The following is a 17718-nucleotide window of genomic DNA, read 5'->3' as shown; positions in this document are numbered from 1 at the left end:
ATTGCGACGGCGCCCCCATGCATAGGATGGATACGTGAGCGAAACTGTCTTGCCAAACAACGAACGACCCTCGGCGGGTGACACGCCGGAGCCCTCCGTCGCGCAAGCCGCCGTTGCACAACCACCCAAGCGCGCGGGCAATGGCTTGGCGCTGTTGGCGCTGCTGATCGGCGCTGCAGGGGTGGCCATCGGCGGTTGGGGTGCCTGGCAGGTGCGCCAGCTGCAAGGCAATGAACAGGGCCAGGGCGAGCATCTGGATGCCTTGAGCCAGCGGGCCGAAGCCTTGCAGCAGCGCCAGCAGCAGTTCGGCACTCAGCTGGCAACCCTGCCGCCGGCCAGCGAGCTGGAAGACCGCCGCCGCCTGGTAGCGCAGCTGCAAAGCGATCAGCAACGCTTGAGCCAGCGGCTTGAGACTGTCCTTGGCGAGAGCCGCAAGGAGTGGCGCCTGGCCGAGGCCGAGCACCTGCTGCGCCTGGCCACCCTGCGCTTGTCGGCGTTGCAGGACATCACCAGTGCCAAGGCCCTGGTGGAAGGCGCCGACGAGATCCTGCGCGAGCAGAGCGACCCCGGTGCCTTCGCCGCGCGCGAGCAACTGGCCCGTAGCCTGGCGACGCTCAACAGTACCCAGCAGCCGGATCGCACCGGCCTGTTCCTCAAACTGGCCGCCCAGCGCGAGCAGGTCCAGCAGCTCAGCGCCCAGTCGCCGGAGTTCGAGGCCAATGCCGACGCCCTGGGGGCCTTGACCGCCGATGGCGATGGAAGCAGTCGCTGGTCGCAGTGGTGGGCACAAATCTCCAAGTACTTCCAGATCGAGTTCGGCGCCGACGACAACGTGCGCCCCCTGCTGGCCGGGCAGTCGCTCAACCAGCTGCGCCTGGCGCTGAGCCTGACCCTCGAGCAGGCCCAGTGGGCTGCGCTCAATGGCGAGGAAAAGGTTTACAACCAGGCCCTGGACGACGCCCGCAGCGTGCTGCTGGCCAACTTCAATGCAGACAACCCGCAGAGCAAGGCCATGCTAGACAGCCTCAACGCCCTGGCCGAGCAGCCAGTGTCGGTGGTGGTGCCGGACCTCGCCGAGAGCCTGGCCGCGGTGCAGGCGTACATCCAGCGGCGCCACCTGCCGGCCGAGGGCGAAGGGGGCAAGCCATGAAGCGTGTCTACCTGCTGGCGGTGCTGGCCATCGTCATCGCTGCGGGGCTGGGCATCGCCATTGCCAAGCACAGTGGCTACGTACTGATCGCCTATGGCGGTTTCCGCTACCAGTCGGGGCTGTGGGCGGCGCTGGCGGTGTTGGTCGCGTTGGTGCTGGCGCTGCTGTTGTTGAAGTACCTGGTCGGGCTGGTGCTGGCGTCCACCGGGGTGGTCAACCCCTGGTCACGGCGCAACCGCAGCCGACGCACCCGTATCGCCGTCGAGCAAGGCCAACTGGACCTCGCCGAAGGCCGTTGGGCGAGTGCCCAGCGTCATCTGCATCGCGCCGCCGAAGCCGAGCGCCAGCCGCTGCTCTATTACCTCGGCGCTGCGCGCGCGGCCAACGAACAGGGGCGCACCGAGGAAAGCGACAACCTGCTCGAGCGTGCCCTTGAGCGCCAGCCCCAGGCAGAGCTGGCCGTTGCCTTGACCCACGCGCAGTTGCAGATGGACCGTGGCGACAGTGATGGCGCACTGCAAACCCTGCTGGCCATGCACGAGCGCCACCCGCACAACGCGCAGGTGCTGCGGCTGTTGCAGCGCCTTTACCGCGAACGCAGCGACTGGCCGGCGCTGATCAGGCTGTTGCCTGAACTGCGCAAGGGCAAGGTGCTGCCCGCCAGCGAACTGGCTGAGCTGGAGCAGCGTGCCTGGGGCCAGAACCTGACACTGGCGGCCACCCGTGGCGAGGAGCCCCAGGCGGCGCGCCAGGCGCTGGAGCGCGCCTGGCAGCAGCTCACCTCGGCCCAGCGCCAGGAGCCGCAGTTGGTGTCGGCCTACGCCGAGCAACTGCGCCAGGTGGGCGCACAGGGTGAGGCCGAGCAGGTGCTGCGCACGGCCCTCAAGCGTCAGTACGAAAGCCACCTGGCTCGCCTCTATGGCCTGGTGCGCGGTGACGACCCGGCGCGCCAGCTGCAAACGGCCGAGGGCTGGCTCAAGGAACACCCGCAGGACCCGAGCCTGTTGCTGACCCTGGGTCGCCTGAGCCTGCAGAACCGGCTGTGGGGCAAGGCTCGGGACTACCTGGAGAGCAGCCTGCGCATGGAGCGTAACCCCGAAGCCTGCGCGGAACTGGCGCGCCTGCTGGCGGGGCTGGGCGAAACCGAGCGCAGCAACCAGTTGTTCCAGGAAGGCCTCGGCATGCTGGACTCGCGACTACTTGCCCTGCCATTGCCTGAAGGCGTCAAAGTTTGATGGAGAGTGTTTGAGGGTGTCCGGCACCGGTACTTTCAAGGGGTACTGGTTGCCGGGCTGACAGTATGAAATTTGTGTTTCGGGTGTAGGAAATAGGAGTTATGTCGGCAGGGCTAGGAACTATCCTACATCATGGTAAAAAGTTTCCTTGTTAATCAGCGACTTGTCCCATTCGTAGTGCCTTGAAACAAAGCACTTGTTTCCTCTAACGTTTCAGGCCACTTTTCCATCTCGGGATATACATCGCCCATGTCGCTGGTTCGCTTGCGCACCTTGTTTCTTCCCGCCTTGCTGGGGTCATTGGCCACGTTGCTGGGGTCGGTCCTTCTTGAAACCCATATAGGCTTGGTGCCGTGCCCGCTGTGCCAGAGCCAGCGGCTATTGCTGATGCTCTACGCGATGGTGTGCCTGTTCGCACTGTTGCATGCGCCAGGCCCTGCGGGTGAGCGCGGTTACCAGGCGGGGGCATTGGCATTTGCGGTTTCCGGTGCGTTGCTGGCGGGGCGGCATGTCTGGCTGCAGGGCGAGTGGTCTGCCCAGATCGAGTGTCCGCAGCCTTTTGTGCCAATCAATGATTACAACTGGCGAGAGATGCTCGAGTGGCTGTTCCTAGGCCGCGCAGATTGCACTTCGATCAACTGGAGTGTGCTCGACCTGACTGTCCCGGAGTGGAGCCTGCTGGCGTTCCTGTTGCTGGCCTCGCTGCCCTTGTCGCGCCTGCTGGCGTATCGTTTCCGCAACCTCGGCAAAGCTTGACCCAGGGCAATCACCTCGGCCTTTGCACGACCAATGGTCCGTTGTAGGGGTATCAAACGCTTGTATGAACTTAGTCCACTGCGTACCTTGATGGGCAGCACGCACGGGAATAATCTCCCTGCACGCTCACTGAAAAACACAACTGCTCGATGCCGTCCTGCTGATGTCACCTTTGTGCTACACGGTTGTAGTGCGAGGTGCAGCGGCATCTACCCAGAAGGGAAGAATCGTCATGCTCGATAGTTGTCAGAACGCTCAGGAACGCTGGGGTGGGGTTCATAAGCTGATCGACCGCTGGTTGCAGGAGCGCCAGGACCTGGTGCAAGCGTTCCGCGCCTTGCGCGATGCCAAGCCGGCCTTCGCCGACAAGGAAAAGAACCGCGACTTCTGCGCGATCCTGGTTGACTACGTTTCGGCTTGGCACTTCGAGGTGTGCGAGCAGTTGGTCAGCGAAGCCAAGGCCTTCGATGACGAAAAAGCGCTCAAGCTGGCCGAAGAGATCAACCCTCGCATCAACGACATCACCCAGATCGCCCTGGCGTTCAACGACCATTGCGAGAAGGGCGAGTGCAAGGACACCGAGCGCTTCGCCGAGAAGCTTGGCAAGCTGGGTAGCCTGCTGCACGAGCGTTTCGAATTGGAAGACTGCCTGATCGAAGTGCTGCACACCGCGCACAAGGAAGAGGGGCTGGTGCAGGCCTGATGGCCTGCTTCAGTCCGCTACCGCCAGCAGCTCGATTTCGAATACCAGGGGGGTGTAGGGAGCGATCAGGTCGCCCGCACCTTCCGCGCCATAGGCCTGTGCCGACGGCACTACCACTCGCCATTTCGCACCGGCTTTCATACGTGGCAATGCCACCTGCCAACCCTCGATCACCGAGCCAAGGCTGAACCATTGCGGTTGCAGGTTCTGGTCGAACACCGAGCCATCCGGCAATTTCCCCACGTAGCGTACCTGCACCTTGCCGCCCGCCTTGGGCTGCGCGCCGCTGCCTGCGGCCAGCTCGCTGTAGAGCACGCCCTCGGCCAGCTCGTGCACGCCCGCGCGGGTGCGTTCGTTGGCCATGAAGCGCTTTTCTGCACTTTGCAATTGTTCGACCTGGGCTTGTTGCGCTGCAGCGTTGGCCTGTTCCTCGTGCTGCGCGAGGATGGCTTGCATGCGTGTCTTGTCGATGCGTAGCGGCTGGCCTTGGTAGGCCTGGCGCAGCCCCTCGACCAAGGCTTCGAGTTGCAGGCCTGGCATTTCCTGGCGCAAGCGCTCGCCCAGGCTGGCGCCCAGGCTGTAGGCCAGGTCCTGGTCGTTTGCGGGGGTAGTGTCGGTGGCGGCGAAGGCGTGGGGCGCCAACAGGCACAGGCCGAAAATCAGATAACGGGGCACGGTCGACTCCTGCTGCAAGAGCGCAAAGTATGCCAGCGTTTGTTGCCGGGTAATGTGTAAATATCCGCAGTGACTTACTGGCGAACTACACTTGCACCGAGCTGCAAGATAACAACTTTGCCCAGGCATGCAACGCGGCGCCAACAATACTGTCAACATGCCCTAGCGGCGGTAGCAGCAGAAGCATAGTATGAGCCGCAATCTCGTCAGCCAGGAGGTAAGCCATGTCGGCCAAAAACAAGCCAGTCAGTACGCCTTTGCACCTGCTCCAGCAACTTTCCGGTAGCCTGCTCGAACATTTGGAAGAGGCCTGCTCGCAAGCGCTGGCTGATGCGGAAAAACTGCTGGCCAAGTTGGAGAAACAACGCGGCAAGGCGCAGGAGAAACTGCACAATGCCCGCCTGAAGTTGCAGGATGCCGCCAAGGCTGGAAAAGCCAAGGCCCAGGGTAAAGCCAAAGATGCAATCGGCGAACTTGAAACCTTGCTCGATTCGCTGAAGGATCGCCAGACGCAAACCCGTACTTATATTCAGCAACTCAAGCGCGATGCCCAGGAAAGCCTGAAGTTGGCCCAAGGCGTCGGCAAGGTTCGTGAAGCTGCTGGCAAGGCACTGGGGGCGCGTACTCCGGCGGCCAAGCCCGCTACCAAAGCTGCGGCTAAACCAACCGCCAAGCCTGCGGCTAAAACCGCTGCTGCGAAGCCCGTTGCCAAGCCTGCGGCTAAAACCGCTGCTGCGAAGCCCGCTGCCAAGCCTGCGGCTAAAACCGCTGCTGCGAAGCCCGCTGCCAAGCCAGCGGCTAAAACCGCTGCTGCAAAACCCGCCGCTAAGCCTGTGGCTAAAACCGCCGCTGCGAAACCCGCCGCCAAGCCTGTGGCTAAGCCCGCTGCTGCGAAACCCGCTGCCAAGCCTGCTGCTAAAACTGCTGCTGCGAAACCCGCTGCCAAGCCAGCGGCTAAAACCGCTGCTGCGAAGCCCGCCGCCAAGCCTGTGGCTAAAACCGCCGCTGCGAAACCCGCTGCCAAGCCTGTGGCTAAACCCGCTGCTGCGAAGCCAGCCGCCAAGCCTGCGGCTAAACCCGCTGCTGCGAAGCCAGCCGCCAAGCCTGCGGCCAAACCCGCTGCTGCGAAACCCGCCGCCAAGCCTGCGGCTAAACCCGCTGCTGCGAAACCCGCCGCCAAGCCTGCCGCTAAACCCGTAGCCGCGAAACCCGCTGCTGCCCCTGCCGCCACACCGGCCCCAGCCACCAACTCGGCAAACCCTGGCGGCACGGCATCATCCGCTCCGTCCAGCACCCCGGCTCAATCGCCGTCCACGGCGTCCTGACGTCCCTGGGCCGCGGCGCGCAGCTGTCGCAGCGCGTCGTGGCCGCCGGCCTGCTCCGGCGCTAGCCACTCCAGCCAGTCTCCCGTAGGCCCATCCGGGCTTGCGGGCCACTGCTGGGCATGGGCCTGCAAACGCCAAAGCAAGGTGCGTTCCGCGTCCAGCTCCAATGCCTTGACTTGCTCGCGCAGTGCCGCCAGTTGCACATCACCCTGTGCAAGGCTGCGCCACTGACGACGCAGCATACGCAACGGCTCTACCACATCCCGCTGCCACGGCTCGGCAATCGCCCTCAGCTCACTTGCGCGCAATGCACTGGCGGGTACCCGGCGCGCCTCTAGCCAAGTGGCGCACAGCAGTAGGCACACATCGGCGCCCAACGCCTGCAAGGCCAGGCAGGCGCTTTCCACACCGGGCCGTGCGTACAAGGCCAGGGCATGATTCCAAAGTTCGTCGTGCATGGTTCGCTCGCACCAATGATCGAGTGGCCTGTGTGGCCCATCCGGAAGCTGATAGACTCCGCGACCATCATGATCAGACTATCCAACCTCACTTTACAGCGTGGTCCACAGCGCCTGCTAGAAGGCGCCGAGATGACCCTGCATACCGGCCACAAGGCCGGTTTGATCGGTGCCAACGGCGCCGGTAAATCCAGCCTGTTCGCCTTGCTGCGCGGCGAGTTGTCCCAGGATGCCGGCGACTGCCAGGTTCCCGGTGACTGGCGCATCGCGCACATGCGCCAGGAGGTCGACACCCTCGACCGCCTGGCCGTGGACTACGTGCTCGACGGCGACCTGCGCCTGCGTACCATCCAGGCTGAACTTGCTGTCGCCGAGCAGGCCCACGACGGCAACGCCGTGGCGCGGCTGCACAGCGAGCTGGACAACGCCGACGGTTATACCGCCGATGCACGCGCCCGCAAGCTACTGGCTGGGCTTGGTTTCACCAGCGAGCAGATGGACCGCCGCGTAGGCGACTTCTCCGGTGGCTGGCGGATGCGCCTGAACCTGGCCCAGGCGCTGATGTGCCCGTCCGACTTGCTGCTACTCGACGAGCCCACCAACCACCTCGACCTCGACGCCATCCTCTGGTTGGAGGACTGGCTCAAGAGCTACCCCGGCACGCTGCTGCTGATTTCCCACGACCGCGACTTCCTCGATGCTGTGGTCGACCATGTGCTGCACGTCGAGCAGCGCAAGCTGAACCTCTACAAGGGCGGCTACAGCGCCTTTGAGCGCACCCGGGCCGAGCGCCTGGCGCAGCAGCAGCAGGCTTACGAGAAGCAGCAGGCCCAGCGCGCGCACATGGAAAAGTACATTGCCCGCTTCAAGGCCCAGGCCACCAAGGCCCGCCAGGCGCAAAGCCGGATCAAGGCCCTAGAGCGTATGGAAGAGCTGTCGGCCGCCCACGTGGATTCGCCGTTCGACTTCGTGTTCCGCGAGGCGCACAAGCTTTCCAGCCCATTGCTGGACCTCTCCGAAGCGCGCCTGGGCTACGGCGACAAGGCCATCCTCGAGAAGGTAAAGCTGCAATTGGTCCCCGGTGCGCGTATCGGCCTGCTTGGCCCCAACGGCGCGGGCAAGTCGACGCTCATCAAGAACCTCGCAGGCGAACTCGAACCCATCGCCGGGCGCTTGGCGCGTGGCGAAAACCTGGCTGTCGGCTACTTCGCCCAGCACCAGCTCGACTCGCTGGATGACAAGGCCAGCCCACTGTTGCACCTGCAACGCCTGGCCCCGACCGAGCGCGAGCAAACCCTGCGCGACTTCCTTGGCGGTTTCGACTTCCACGGTGACCGTGTGGATGAGCCGGTGGTGAACTTCTCCGGTGGTGAGAAAGCCCGTCTGGCCCTGGCGCTGATTGCCTGGGAACGCCCGAACCTGCTGCTGCTCGACGAACCGACCAACCACCTTGATCTGGAAATGCGCCTGGCCCTGACCATGGCGTTGCAAGAGTTCAGCGGCGCGGTGGTGGTGGTTTCCCACGATCGTCACCTGCTCAAGAGCACCACCGATGACTTCCTGTTGGTGGCTGACGGCAAGGTCGAAACTTTCGATGGCGACCTGGACGACTACAGCCGTTGGCTGATCGACTTCCGCCAGCGCAGCGCACCGGCCAGCAGCACCCCGGTCAACCCGGACAAGACCGACAAGAAGGCCCAGCGCCAAGCCGCTGCCGCCCTGCGCCAGCAGCTCGCACCGCACAAGCGCGCTGCCGATAAGCTTGAAACCGAGCTGGGCCAGGTACACACGCAATTGGCCGAAATCGAAACCGCCCTGGGCGACAGCGGCCTCTACGACAACGCGCGCAAGGATGAGCTGCGCGACCTGCTGGCGCGCCAGAGCAAGCTCAAGCAGCGTGAAGGCGAGCTGGAAGAGGCGTGGATGGAAGCCCTGGAAACGCTGGAAAGCATGCAGACCGAACTTGAGGCGTTGTCCTGATGGAGGAGTTGCGCGGGCTGCTGCCGGGGCAATGGATGGACGCGTTCTGGCTGGGGCTTCAGGTGCTGTTGATCCTGGCGTTCGCGTTCATCCTGCAACGTATCGTCGCCCGGGCGCTCAGCCGCCTGGGGGATCGTTACCCGTTGCCGCCAGAGCTGCTGGTGCCGGTGCGTGCAGGGCTGCGCTGGCTGATCGTTGGCAGCGCGTTGCTGTTCGTGCTGGAGCGCATGGGCGTTTCCGCCACGGTGCTGTGGACAGCCTTGTCAGGTTTCGTCGCAGTGGCGGCGGTGGCGTTCTTCGCCATCTGGAGCGTGTTGTCGAACCTATTGTGTGCGGTGTTGATCTTCACCGTCGGACCGTTTCGCATCGGCGATGTGGTGGAACTGGTCGATACCACCGACAAGCCGGGGGTGAAGGGCCGGGTCATTGCCATCAACCTGCTGTACACCACGCTGATGGAAACCCCGGAGGCGGGTGGCGCGTTGGTCCAGGTGCCGAACAGCCAGTTCTTCCAGAAGGCCGTGCGCCGTTGGCGCGGCGCCGAGGCCCAGTTGGCCCTGCAGGACACGACGCCCCAGGCGGACTGAGCCATTGCTACGGACGCGGGGCCTGCCCGCGTCCAATGCGCTGCATGCTTCAGTCGTCCTGGTGGGTCAGTTCCAGCACGCGGTCCACCAGCTTGTAGATCCCGCCCGCCGCTTCACTGATCGACTTGGCCAGCATGTAGGCCGGGGTGGTCACCAGCTTGCGCTGGGTGTCCTCGACGATGTCGTGCACATCGCATTCCTCGTGGGTGCCGCCCATCTTCACCACCGCCGCGCTGGTATCGGCATCGTTGCCGATGGTGCAGACCACGCCAGGGCCGTAGATTTTCGCCGCCAGGGCAGGGGAGATGCAGATCAGGCCGATCGGCTTGCAGGCGTCGGCAAAGGCTTCGGCCAGGGCCAGTACATCGGGGTGCACGCTGCAGCCAGCGCCTTCGACGGCGAAGTTGGAAAGGTTCTTCGCAGCACCGAAGCCGCCGGGCACGATCAGCGCGTCGAACTCTTCTACCTTGGCTTCGCGGATGTCCTTCACCTCGCCACGGGCGATGCGTGCGGACTCCACCAGCACGTTGCGCGACTCGGGCATTTCCTCGCCGGTCAGGTGGTTGATCACGTGCATCTGCGGGATGTTCGGCGCGAAGCATTGCACCTGGGCGCCACGTTGGTCGAGGCGCAGCAGGGTGATCACGCTTTCGTGGATCTCGGCGCCGTCATATACGCCACAGCCGGAAAGAATCACCGCAACTTTTTTCGTCATGCTCATTACTCCAGTGTCGAGGCGCTAAATGTCCTCTAGTTTGGCAGATGTGGCCATAGGGTTCGCCCACGGCTGGGCCTAATCTTTGGCGATAGCCCAAGAGACGCTGCCCATGGACCTGATTCTGCTGGCCGTGCCGTTCTTCTTCGTGTTGATCGCCGTGGAGCTGGTGGCCGACCGTGTGCGCGGCCAGCGTAACTACCGGCTGGCCGATGCCATCAACAGCCTCAGCACCGGTGCCTTGTCGACCAGTACCGGGCTGCTGACCAAGGGCGTGGGGCTGGTCACCTATGCCTTGGCCTGGGAACACCTGGCGCTGCTGCGCCTGCCTGAGGGCGCGTTGTGGATGTGGCTGCTGGCGTTCGTGCTCTACGACTTCTGCTATTACTGGCTGCACCGCCTGGGGCACGAGCGCAACGTGCTGTGGGCGGCGCATTCGGTGCACCACCAGAGCGAGGAATACAACCTCACCACTGCCCTGCGCCAGACCAGCAGCGGCTTCATTTTTTCGTGGATCTTCTACCTGCCGCTGGCACTGCTCGGCGTGCCGCCCCTGGTGTTCATCACCGTGGCGTCGTTGAACCTGTTGTACCAGTTCTGGGTACATACCCGGCATGTGCCGAAGCTCGGCTGGCTCGAGTGGGTGCTGATTACGCCGTCCAACCATCGCGTCCACCATGCGCAGAACCCTTTGTACTTGGATCGCAACTACGGCGGTGTGTTCATTCTCTGGGATCGCCTGTTCGGCACTTTCCAGGAAGAAGACCCGCGTGAGCCGGTCGTCTTCGGCGTGACCACACCACTGGCCAGCTGGAACCCGCTGTGGGCCAACCTGCAGTTCTATGCCCAGCTGTGGAGCGATGCCCGGCGTACCCGCAGCCTGCGCGACAAACTGCGGATCTGGTTCATGCCCACCGGCTGGCGGCCGGCCGATGTGGCCCAGGCGGACCCTCAAACCAAGCCGGACCTGGCGTTGTTCCGCAAGTTCGAGGTGCCCTTGGGCAAGGCGCAGCAGGTGTATGTGGTGGTGCAGTTCGCGCTGTACATTGCGCTGGGCAGCTACTTGATGGACGTGGCCGAGCGTGTGCCGGGCCCCGCCTTGCTGCTGGGGTGGGTGGTGATGGCGGGGGGGCTGTTCGTGCTGGGGGCGGCGCTGGAGGATCGCCCCCGGGCGTTGCGTCTGGAGGTGGCGCGCCTGCTGTCGAACGGGCCGGCGCTCTACCTGGCTGGGGTGTTGGGCCTAGGGACGGTCACGCCCTTGGCCTGGCTCCTGCTCGTGGGGTACAGCTTGCTCAGCTTCTGGGGTCTGGCGATCTGCCGCAGCCTGGCGCTCCGCGCGCTGGTTGCGAAAACGCCGGCGTAGCCACAGCCCGCCACCCAGCACCAGCAGGCCGCCGAGCACCCATAGCTCGTATTTCTTGATGCTGCCCAGCATGCCTTCGAGGATGGCGCCGAAGTGGTAGGCGGCCAAGCCCAGCGCCACGGCCCAGATTGCCGCGCCAATGCCGTTGAGCAACAGGTAGCGCCGCGGCGGGTAGCCGGACAGGCCGATGGCCACCGGCATTACCGTGCGCAGGCCATAGACGAAGCGAAAGCTCAGTACCCAGATGTCCGGGTGGCGACGGATGTGTTCGAGGGCCCGGTCACCCAGGGCTTGCCAGCGTGGCTTGCGGGCGAGGATCTTGCGCCCGTGGCGGCGGCCCATGAAGTACCACAGCTGGTCGCCGGCATAGCTGCCGCAGAAGGCCACCGCGATGACTACCTTGATGTCCATGTATTCGCGGAACGCCAGAAAACCTGCGAGCACAAGAATGGTCTCGCCCTCGAAGAACGTGCCGAGAAAAAGGGCAAAGTAGCCGAAATCGTTCAGGAATTCTTGAAGCATATTCTGGCGTGCTGGCGAAATGAACGCGCAGCCTACTCCGTCGCGCGCCTGTGGGAAAGTGTCCAAATGTGTCTTGAGGTGAACAATTCCTACGAGGACAATGCCTGCGGCCGCGAGTCGCAGGGTTGCCTCAAGGTGTAACACAGACGTCATAATGGCCGCTTATAACTGTCACGCTAGCCCGTCTGCGCGGGCTCAGGAGTCTGCCGTGAGCTTTACCCCCGCCAACCGTATGTTTCCTGCCACCCGCCTGCGTCGCAACCGCCGGGACGATTTCTCCCGTCGCCTGGTGCGTGAAAACACCCTGACCGTCGATGACCTGATTCTTCCGGTATTCGTGCTGGACGGCGAAAACCGTCGTGAAGAAATTCCATCGATGCCGGGTGTCGAGCGCCTGTCGATCGACCTGCTGCTGGAAGCTGCGCAGGAGTGGGTACGCCTGGGGATCCCGGCGCTGGCGCTGTTCCCGGTGACGCCCAGCGAGAAGAAAACCCTCGACGCCGCCGAAGCCTGGAACCCGGACGGCATCGCCCAGCGCGCCACCCGCGCCCTGCGCGTACGCTTCCCGGAGCTTGGCGTGATCACCGACGTGGCCCTGGACCCGTTCACCACCCATGGTCAGGACGGCATCCTCGATGAAGAGGGCTACGTACAGAACGACATCACCGTCGACGCCCTGGTGCGCCAGGCGCTGTCGCACGCCGAGGCTGGTGCCCAGGTGGTGGCTCCGTCGGACATGATGGACGGCCGCCTGCTGGCGATCCGTGAAGCCCTGGAGCAGGCCGGCCACGTCAATGTGCGCATCATGGCCTACTCGGCCAAGTACGCCAGCGCCTACTACGGCCCGTTCCGCGACGCGGTGGGCTCGGCGCTGAACCTGGGCAAGGCCAACAAGGCCTCCTACCAGATGGACCCGGCCAATGGCGACGAAGCCCTGCACGAGGTGGCCACCGACCTCGCCGAAGGCGCCGACATGGTCATGGTCAAGCCCGGCATGCCGTACCTGGACATCGTCTACCGGGTGAAAACCGAATTCCGCGTGCCGACCTTTGCCTACCAGGTCAGCGGCGAATACGCCATGCACATGGCCGCGATCCAGAATGGCTGGCTCGGCGAGGCAGTCATCCTCGAATCGCTTACCGCTTTCAAACGGGCAGGCGCCGATGGCATCCTGACCTATTTCGCCGTGCGTGCCGCTCAATTGTTGAGAGGGCAGTAACGCCCTCACAGGAACGTCAGATGAATAACGAAGTGCTCACACCTGTCGAAATCAAGGAAGCCCAGGCGCTCCCGGAAGAGCTGCTCGAGACCCCAGCGGACCTGCCGACCGTCGTCGAGCCGGAGGTCGTGGCCGAAGCCGCCCCCGTACCGGCCCCGGCGATCCCCGTCCCGAGCCTGGACGACAGCAGCTTGTACATTCATCGCGAACTCTCGCAGCTGCAGTTCAACATCCGCGTGCTGGAGCAGGCATTGGATGAGTCCTACCCGCTGCTCGAGCGTCTGAAGTTCCTGTTGATCTTCTCCAGCAACCTCGACGAGTTCTTCGAGATCCGCGTGGCGGGCCTGAAGAAGCAGATCAACTTCGCCCGTGAGCAGGCCGGGGCCGACGGCCTGCAACCGCACCAGGCGCTGGCCCGGATCAGCGAGCTCGTGCACAGTGAGGTGGAGCGCCAGTACGCGATCCTCAACGACGTGCTGCTGCCAGAGCTGGAAAAACACCAGATCCGCTTCATCCGCCGCCGCTATTGGACGCCCAAGCTCAAGACCTGGGTGCGCCGCTATTTCCGCGACGAGATCGCACCGATCATCACCCCGATCGGCCTCGACCCGACCCACCCGTTCCCGTTGTTGGTGAACAAGAGCCTGAACTTCATCGTCGAGCTCGAGGGTGTCGACGCCTTCGGCCGCGACTCGGGCCTGGCGATCATCCCGGCGCCGCGCCTGCTGCCGCGGGTGATCCGCGTGCCGGAAGAAGTGGGCGGCCCAGGCGACAACTACGTGTTCCTGTCGTCGATGATCCACGCCCACGCCGACGACCTGTTCCAGGGCATGAAGGTCAAGGGCTGCTACCAGTTCCGCCTGACCCGTAACGCCGACCTGGCGCTGGACTCCGAGGAAGTCGACGACCTCGCACGCGCGCTGCGTGGCGAGCTGTTCTCGCGCCGTTATGGCGATGCCGTGCGCCTGGAAGTGGCCGATACCTGCCCGAAGCACCTCTACGACTACCTGCTCAAGCAGTTCAGCCTGAGCGAAAGCGAGCTTTACCAGGTCAACGGCCCGGTCAACCTCACCCGGTTGTTCAGCATCACCGGCCTGGACAGCCACCCGGAGCTGCAATACACGCCGTTCACCCCGGCCATTCCGAAGCTGTTGCAGAACGCCGAGAACATCTTCAGCGTGGTCGGCAAGCAGGATGTGCTGCTGATGCACCCGTTCGAGTCGTTCACCCCGGTGATCGACCTGCTGCGCCAGGCCGCCAAGGACCCGCACGTGCTCGCCGTGCGCCAGACCCTCTACCGCTCCGGGGCCAACTCGGAGATCGTCGACGCCCTGGTGGACGCGGCGCGCAACGGCAAGGAGGTCACTGCGGTGATCGAGCTGCGCGCACGCTTCGACGAAGAATCCAACCTGCAGATGGCCAGCCGCCTGCAAGCGGCGGGCGCGGTGGTGATCTATGGCGTGGTGGGCTTCAAGACCCACGCCAAGATGATGCTGATCCTGCGTCGCGAGCAGGGCGAGATCGTTCGCTATGCGCACCTGGGTACCGGCAACTACCACGCAGGCAACGCGCGCCTGTACACCGACTACAGCCTGCTGACCTCGGACGATGCCCTCACTGAGGACGTCGGCAAGCTGTTCAGCCAGCTGATCGGCATGGGCAAGACCCTGCGCATGAAGAAGCTGCTGCACGCGCCCTTCACCTTGAAGAAGGGCATGCTCGACATGATCGCGCGCGAAACCCAGTTCGCCCTCGACGGCAAGCCGGCGCACATCATCGCCAAGTTCAACTCGCTGACCGATGCCAAGGTCATCAAGGCGCTGTACAAGGCCAGCCAGTGTGGCGTGCGCATCGACCTGGTCGTTCGTGGCATGTGCTGCCTGCGCCCTGGCATTCCGGGGGTCTCGCACAACATCAACGTGCGCTCGATCATCGGCCGCTTCCTCGAGCACACCCGGGTGTTCTACTTCCTCAATGGCGGCGACGAGCAGATCTACCTGTCGAGTGCCGACTGGATGGAGCGCAACCTCGACAAGCGCGTCGAGACCTGCTTCCCGGTCGAGGGCAAGAAGTTGCTGCTGCGGGTGAAGAAGGAACTCGAGGGCTACCTCACCGACAACACCCAGGCCTGGACCCTGCAGCCGGACGGGCGCTACGTGCGTAGCACGCCGACCGGCAACCAGAACCCACGTAGCGCCCAGGCGACCCTGCTGGACCGCCTGAGCAACCCGGTGCTCAACGTACGCTGAGGGTGAAGTTGACCCGGGTCAACCACTGCGCTTCGTTGTCGAAGTCGGCCTGGGTCAGCTGGTTCTGCTCCAGCCAACCTTCTGGGAATATCACCTCAAGGCTGTCGTCCTTGGCCTTGAGCTGCACCTGGGGCATCTGCTGGGTGCCGCGAATGTGGTGGAAGAGGATGGCGAAGCGCAGCAGCACGCACAGGCGAATCAGCTTGACGCCTTCGTCGCCGAACTCGGCGAACTTGTCCTTGGGAATGTTGCGGCGGTGACCGCGCACCAGCAGGGCCAGCATCTGCTGGTCCTCGCGGGAGAAGCCTGACAGGTCGGAGTGCTCGATCAGGTAGGCGCCGTGCTTGTGGTAGTGGTAGTGGGCGATGTCCAGGCCCACCTCGTGCACTTTCGCCGCCCAACCCAGCAGGTCGCGCCAGTTGCCTTCCTCGAGGTCCCAGGCCTTGGCGACCTGGTCGAAGGCGTGCAGCGCCTTGCGCTCGACGCGCGCAGCCTGGCCCTGGTCGACGTGGTAGCGCGCCACCAGCGAGTTCAGGGTGCGTTCGCGCACATCCTCATGATGGTGGCGGCCCAGCAGGTCGTACAGCACGCCTTCGCGCAGGGCGCCGTCGCAGTGGTCCATGCGTTGCAGTTCCAGCGCATCGAAGATGGCCTCGAGGATCGCCATGCCCGCGGGGAAGATCGCGCGGCGGTCGGGCTTTACGCCATCGAAGTCGATCTTGTCGGTTTCGCCCAGCTTGAACAGCTTGCGCTTGAGCGAATTCAGGCCTTCGGCGTTGACCTCGCCATTGCCTTGGCCCATGGCCTTGATGGCAGCACCGATGGCGCGGATGGTGCCGGACGAGCCGATCGCTTCATCCCAGGTCAGGCGGTGCAGGGCGTTCTCGATGCTCATCAGCTCCAGGCGCGCGGCGGTGTAGGCCTGGGCGTAGCGTGCCGGGGTGATCTTGCCGTCGCGGAAATAGCGCTGGGTGAAGCTCACGCAACCCATTTGCAGGCTTTCGCGCAGCAGCGGCTCGAAGCGCTGGCCGATGATGAACTCGGTACTGCCGCCGCCGATGTCGGCCACCAGGCGTTTGCCGGGGGTGTCGGCCAGGGTGTGGGAGACCCCCAGGTAGATCACGCGCGCTGTTCACGCCCGGAAATGACCTCGACCGGGTGCCCCAGGATCACCTCGGCGCGTTGGATGAATTCGTTGCGGTTGCGCGCTTCGCGCAGGGCGTTGGTGCCGACGATGCGCACGGCGCCAGCGGGCATGCCGTTGATCAACTGGGCGAAGCGCTTGAGGCACTCCAGCCCGCGCTGCATGGCTTCTTCGCTGAGTTTGCGCTCTTCGTCGATGCCGGCGGCCAGCTGAACCTTCTCGCCGAGCCTTTCAAGAATGCGTATCTCGCTGAGGTGGGCCTTGGCCACGACCATGTGGAAGCTGTTGGAGCCCAGGTCGATGGCGGCGATCAACGACAGGTTCTTTGCGGTGGTATGCGGCATGATCTCGAAATTCTCGGTCGATAACCTGGCAATCGTGCCACGATCGCGAGGTTACGCCAACGCGCGACACGTCCGGGCTTGATGCAAGGCAAGGTGCTTTCTTCTTTTAGCGGCCTGTGAGAGGCGTCTGATAAAGGCCGTCGGCAAATGCTATGACGCTTGTATGACGGTTTCGATTCGTGGCGTCTTGCACAACTATAGATACACTCAATCGAGTTCGGCTTCCTGTCGTCACTGGGTGCGGCTATGATGGGCCACGTTTTTTGCCTACGAATCTGGAGATATCCATGAGCAGCGATCTGATCAAACATGTCACCGACGCCACTTTCGAGGCCGACGTACTGAAAGCCGAAGGCCCGGTGCTGGTCGACTACTGGGCTGAATGGTGCGGCCCCTGCAAGATGATCGCTCCAGTCCTGGACGACATCGCCTCTACCTACGAGGGCAAGCTGACCGTGGCCAAGCTGAACATCGACGACAACCAGGAAACCCCGGCCAAGCACGGCGTGCGTGGCATCCCGACGCTGATGCTGTTCAAGAACGGCAATGTCGAGGCCACCAAGGTCGGCGCACTGTCCAAGTCCCAGCTGGCTGCGTTCCTCGACGCCCACCTGTGACCTGAAAAGCCCCGCGTCTGCGGGGCTTTTTCTTGGCCCCGGCGGTATCACGGGGCAATATTTGCCGAGTCAAAACCAGTAGACGCCGAAAAAAGCAAGTGTTACATTCGGCCTCGCACTGCTTCTCCAGTGCCCTCTGCACGCCGTCGCCGACGCATCCCTAATTCGAATCAGTACGCGATCCTGTCGCCAATCTTGCGGCGCGGCTTCATTAAGCCAGAAGCTTAATTCCCCCCTTCTTACATGATTACGTCACTCCCCTTATGAACCTGACAGAACTCAAGCAAAAGCCGATTACCGATCTGCTGGAAATGGCCGAACAGATGGGCATCGAAAACATGGCCCGTTCGCGCAAGCAGGACGTGATTTTCGCCCTGTTGAAAAAACACGCGAAAAGCGGCGAAGAGATCTCGGGTGACGGCGTGCTGGAGATTCTCCAGGATGGATTCGGTTTCCTGCGTTCGGCAGATGCTTCGTATCTGGCCGGCCCTGACGATATCTACGTCTCGCCCAGCCAGATCCGCCGCTTCAACCTGCGCACCGGCGACACCATCGTCGGCAAGATCCGCCCGCCGAAGGAAGGGGAGCGTTACTTCGCCCTGCTGAAGGTCGACACCATCAACTTCGACCGTCCGGAAAACGCGAAGAACAAGATCCTGTTCGATAACTTGACCAC

General features: G+C 63.6%; 15 protein-coding genes and 2 pseudogenes. 12 read left to right on the top strand and 5 right to left on the bottom strand.

Annotated features, from left to right (window positions below):
* Positions 1 to 34 precede the first annotated feature (34 nt).
* The 4 genes from ACQKPE_RS06770 (at position 35) to rsd (ending at position 3844) form a co-directional block, all read left to right on the top strand.
* Positions 35 to 1150 (top strand): uroporphyrinogen-III C-methyltransferase, encoded by a 1116-nt coding sequence (locus ACQKPE_RS06770; protein WP_427664333.1) that lies wholly within the window; start codon positions 35 to 37, stop codon positions 1148 to 1150.
* Positions 1147 to 2385 (top strand): heme biosynthesis HemY N-terminal domain-containing protein, encoded by a 1239-nt coding sequence (locus ACQKPE_RS06765; RefSeq protein WP_427664331.1) that lies wholly within the window; start codon positions 1147 to 1149, stop codon positions 2383 to 2385. The genes ACQKPE_RS06770 and ACQKPE_RS06765 overlap by 4 nt, the downstream gene beginning before the upstream one ends.
* 249 nt (positions 2386 to 2634) lie before the next feature.
* A complete protein-coding gene (locus ACQKPE_RS06760) occupies positions 2635 to 3141 on the top strand; it encodes a disulfide bond formation protein B (protein ID WP_427664329.1) in 507 nt (168 codons plus the stop codon).
* Between the two features lie 232 nt (positions 3142 to 3373).
* Positions 3374 to 3844, top strand: coding sequence for a sigma D regulator (rsd, locus tag ACQKPE_RS06755; RefSeq protein ID WP_427664327.1), 471 nt, complete (start codon positions 3374 to 3376; stop codon positions 3842 to 3844).
* 9 nt (positions 3845 to 3853) lie between these two features.
* Here rsd and ACQKPE_RS06750 read toward each other — a convergent pair whose 3' ends face one another.
* Positions 3854 to 4519 (bottom strand): FKBP-type peptidyl-prolyl cis-trans isomerase, encoded by a 666-nt coding sequence (locus tag ACQKPE_RS06750; RefSeq protein ID WP_427664326.1) that lies wholly within the window; start codon positions 4517 to 4519, stop codon positions 3854 to 3856.
* A 224-nt stretch (positions 4520 to 4743) separates the two neighbouring features.
* Here ACQKPE_RS06750 and ACQKPE_RS06745 point away from each other — a divergent pair, with 224 nt between their 5' ends.
* A complete protein-coding gene (locus tag ACQKPE_RS06745) occupies positions 4744 to 5844 on the top strand; it encodes an AlgP family protein (protein WP_427664325.1) in 1101 nt (366 codons plus the stop codon).
* Here ACQKPE_RS06745 and ACQKPE_RS06740 read toward each other — a convergent pair.
* On the bottom strand, positions 5820 to 6302 hold the full coding sequence (locus ACQKPE_RS06740; protein ID WP_427664323.1) for a TIGR02444 family protein: 483 nt from the start codon (positions 6300 to 6302) through the stop codon (positions 5820 to 5822). The genes ACQKPE_RS06745 and ACQKPE_RS06740 overlap by 25 nt on opposite strands.
* Before the next feature lie 69 nt (positions 6303 to 6371).
* Between ACQKPE_RS06740 and abc-f the strand changes: the two genes are divergently transcribed.
* Both abc-f and ACQKPE_RS06730 read left to right on the top strand, forming a co-directional pair.
* Complete coding sequence (gene abc-f, locus ACQKPE_RS06735; protein WP_427664322.1) at positions 6372 to 8282, top strand: ribosomal protection-like ABC-F family protein; 1911 nt, start codon at positions 6372 to 6374, stop codon at positions 8280 to 8282.
* Positions 8282 to 8869 (top strand): mechanosensitive ion channel domain-containing protein, encoded by a 588-nt coding sequence (locus tag ACQKPE_RS06730; protein WP_427664320.1) that lies wholly within the window; start codon positions 8282 to 8284, stop codon positions 8867 to 8869. The genes abc-f and ACQKPE_RS06730 overlap by 1 nt, the downstream gene beginning before the upstream one ends.
* 49 nt (positions 8870 to 8918) lie before the next feature.
* Here the strand turns inward: ACQKPE_RS06730 and elbB are convergent, their stop codons facing one another.
* Complete coding sequence (elbB, locus tag ACQKPE_RS06725; RefSeq protein ID WP_427664318.1) at positions 8919 to 9584, bottom strand: isoprenoid biosynthesis glyoxalase ElbB; 666 nt, start codon at positions 9582 to 9584, stop codon at positions 8919 to 8921.
* A gap of 112 nt (positions 9585 to 9696) precedes the next feature.
* On the opposite strand from elbB, the pseudogene ACQKPE_RS06720 reads away from it, so the two are divergent.
* Positions 9697 to 10323 (top strand): annotated as a pseudogene (locus ACQKPE_RS06720) (sterol desaturase family protein); the annotation flags it as partial.
* A gap of 501 nt (positions 10324 to 10824) precedes the next feature.
* Here the strand turns inward: ACQKPE_RS06720 and ACQKPE_RS06715 are convergent.
* The gene (locus ACQKPE_RS06715; protein WP_427664316.1) at positions 10825 to 11469 is read right to left on the bottom strand and encodes a DedA family protein; all 645 of its coding nucleotides are present in this window, start codon (positions 11467 to 11469) and stop codon (positions 10825 to 10827) included.
* 208 nt (positions 11470 to 11677) lie between these two features.
* Here ACQKPE_RS06715 and hemB point away from each other — a divergent pair, with 208 nt between their 5' ends.
* The gene (gene hemB / locus ACQKPE_RS06710) at positions 11678 to 12688 is read left to right on the top strand and encodes a porphobilinogen synthase (RefSeq protein ID WP_427664314.1); all 1011 of its coding nucleotides are present in this window, start codon (positions 11678 to 11680) and stop codon (positions 12686 to 12688) included.
* 20 nt (positions 12689 to 12708) lie between these two features.
* Entirely contained in the window at positions 12709 to 14937 is a 2229-nt protein-coding gene (ppk1, locus tag ACQKPE_RS06705) for a polyphosphate kinase 1 (RefSeq protein ID WP_427664313.1), read from the top strand.
* On the opposite strand, the pseudogene ppx reads toward ppk1, so the two are convergent.
* Positions 14924 to 16425, bottom strand: a pseudogene (ppx, locus tag ACQKPE_RS06700) (exopolyphosphatase). The gene ppk1 and the pseudogene ppx sit on opposite strands and share 14 nt — an antisense overlap.
* A gap of 287 nt (positions 16426 to 16712) precedes the next feature.
* Here ppx and trxA point away from each other — a divergent pair.
* Positions 16713 to 17042, top strand: coding sequence for a thioredoxin TrxA (gene trxA, locus ACQKPE_RS06695; RefSeq protein WP_375099991.1), 330 nt, complete (start codon positions 16713 to 16715; stop codon positions 17040 to 17042).
* Positions 17043 to 17305: 263 nt separating this feature from the next.
* Positions 17306 to 17718: Rho termination factor N-terminal domain-containing protein (locus ACQKPE_RS06690; protein WP_427664311.1), on the top strand; the 413-nt coding region annotated here is incomplete at its 3' end.

The organism is Pseudomonas sp. NPDC089554, from assembly GCF_050280645.1.
GTDB lineage: Bacteria > Pseudomonadota > Gammaproteobacteria > Pseudomonadales > Pseudomonadaceae > Aquipseudomonas.
Note: the sequence above shows the minus strand (reverse complement) of the source record. Positions and strands in the feature narration are given on the sequence as shown.

Bases quoted from the DNA above. Each gene is read 5' to 3' on its own strand.
- ACQKPE_RS06765 (WP_427664331.1), top strand. From the start codon at position 1,147: ATGAAGCGTGTCTACCTGCTGGCGGTGCTGGCCATCGTCATCGCTGCG.
- ACQKPE_RS06760 (WP_427664329.1), top strand. From the start codon at position 2,635: ATGTCGCTGGTTCGCTTGCGCACCTTGTTTCTTCCCGCCTTGCTGGGG.
- rsd (WP_427664327.1), top strand. From the start codon at position 3,374: ATGCTCGATAGTTGTCAGAACGCTCAGGAACGCTGGGGTGGGGTTCAT.
- ACQKPE_RS06745 (WP_427664325.1), top strand. From the start codon at position 4,744: ATGTCGGCCAAAAACAAGCCAGTCAGTACGCCTTTGCACCTGCTCCAG.
- ACQKPE_RS06740 (WP_427664323.1), bottom strand. From the start codon at position 6,302: ATGCACGACGAACTTTGGAATCATGCCCTGGCCTTGTACGCACGGCCC.
- abc-f (WP_427664322.1), top strand. From the start codon at position 6,372: ATGATCAGACTATCCAACCTCACTTTACAGCGTGGTCCACAGCGCCTG.
- ACQKPE_RS06730 (WP_427664320.1), top strand. From the start codon at position 8,282: ATGGAGGAGTTGCGCGGGCTGCTGCCGGGGCAATGGATGGACGCGTTC.
- elbB (WP_427664318.1), bottom strand. From the start codon at position 9,584: ATGACGAAAAAAGTTGCGGTGATTCTTTCCGGCTGTGGCGTATATGAC.
- ACQKPE_RS06715 (WP_427664316.1), bottom strand. From the start codon at position 11,469: ATGCTTCAAGAATTCCTGAACGATTTCGGCTACTTTGCCCTTTTTCTC.
- ppk1 (WP_427664313.1), top strand. From the start codon at position 12,709: ATGAATAACGAAGTGCTCACACCTGTCGAAATCAAGGAAGCCCAGGCG.
- trxA (WP_375099991.1), top strand. From the start codon at position 16,713: ATGAGCAGCGATCTGATCAAACATGTCACCGACGCCACTTTCGAGGCC.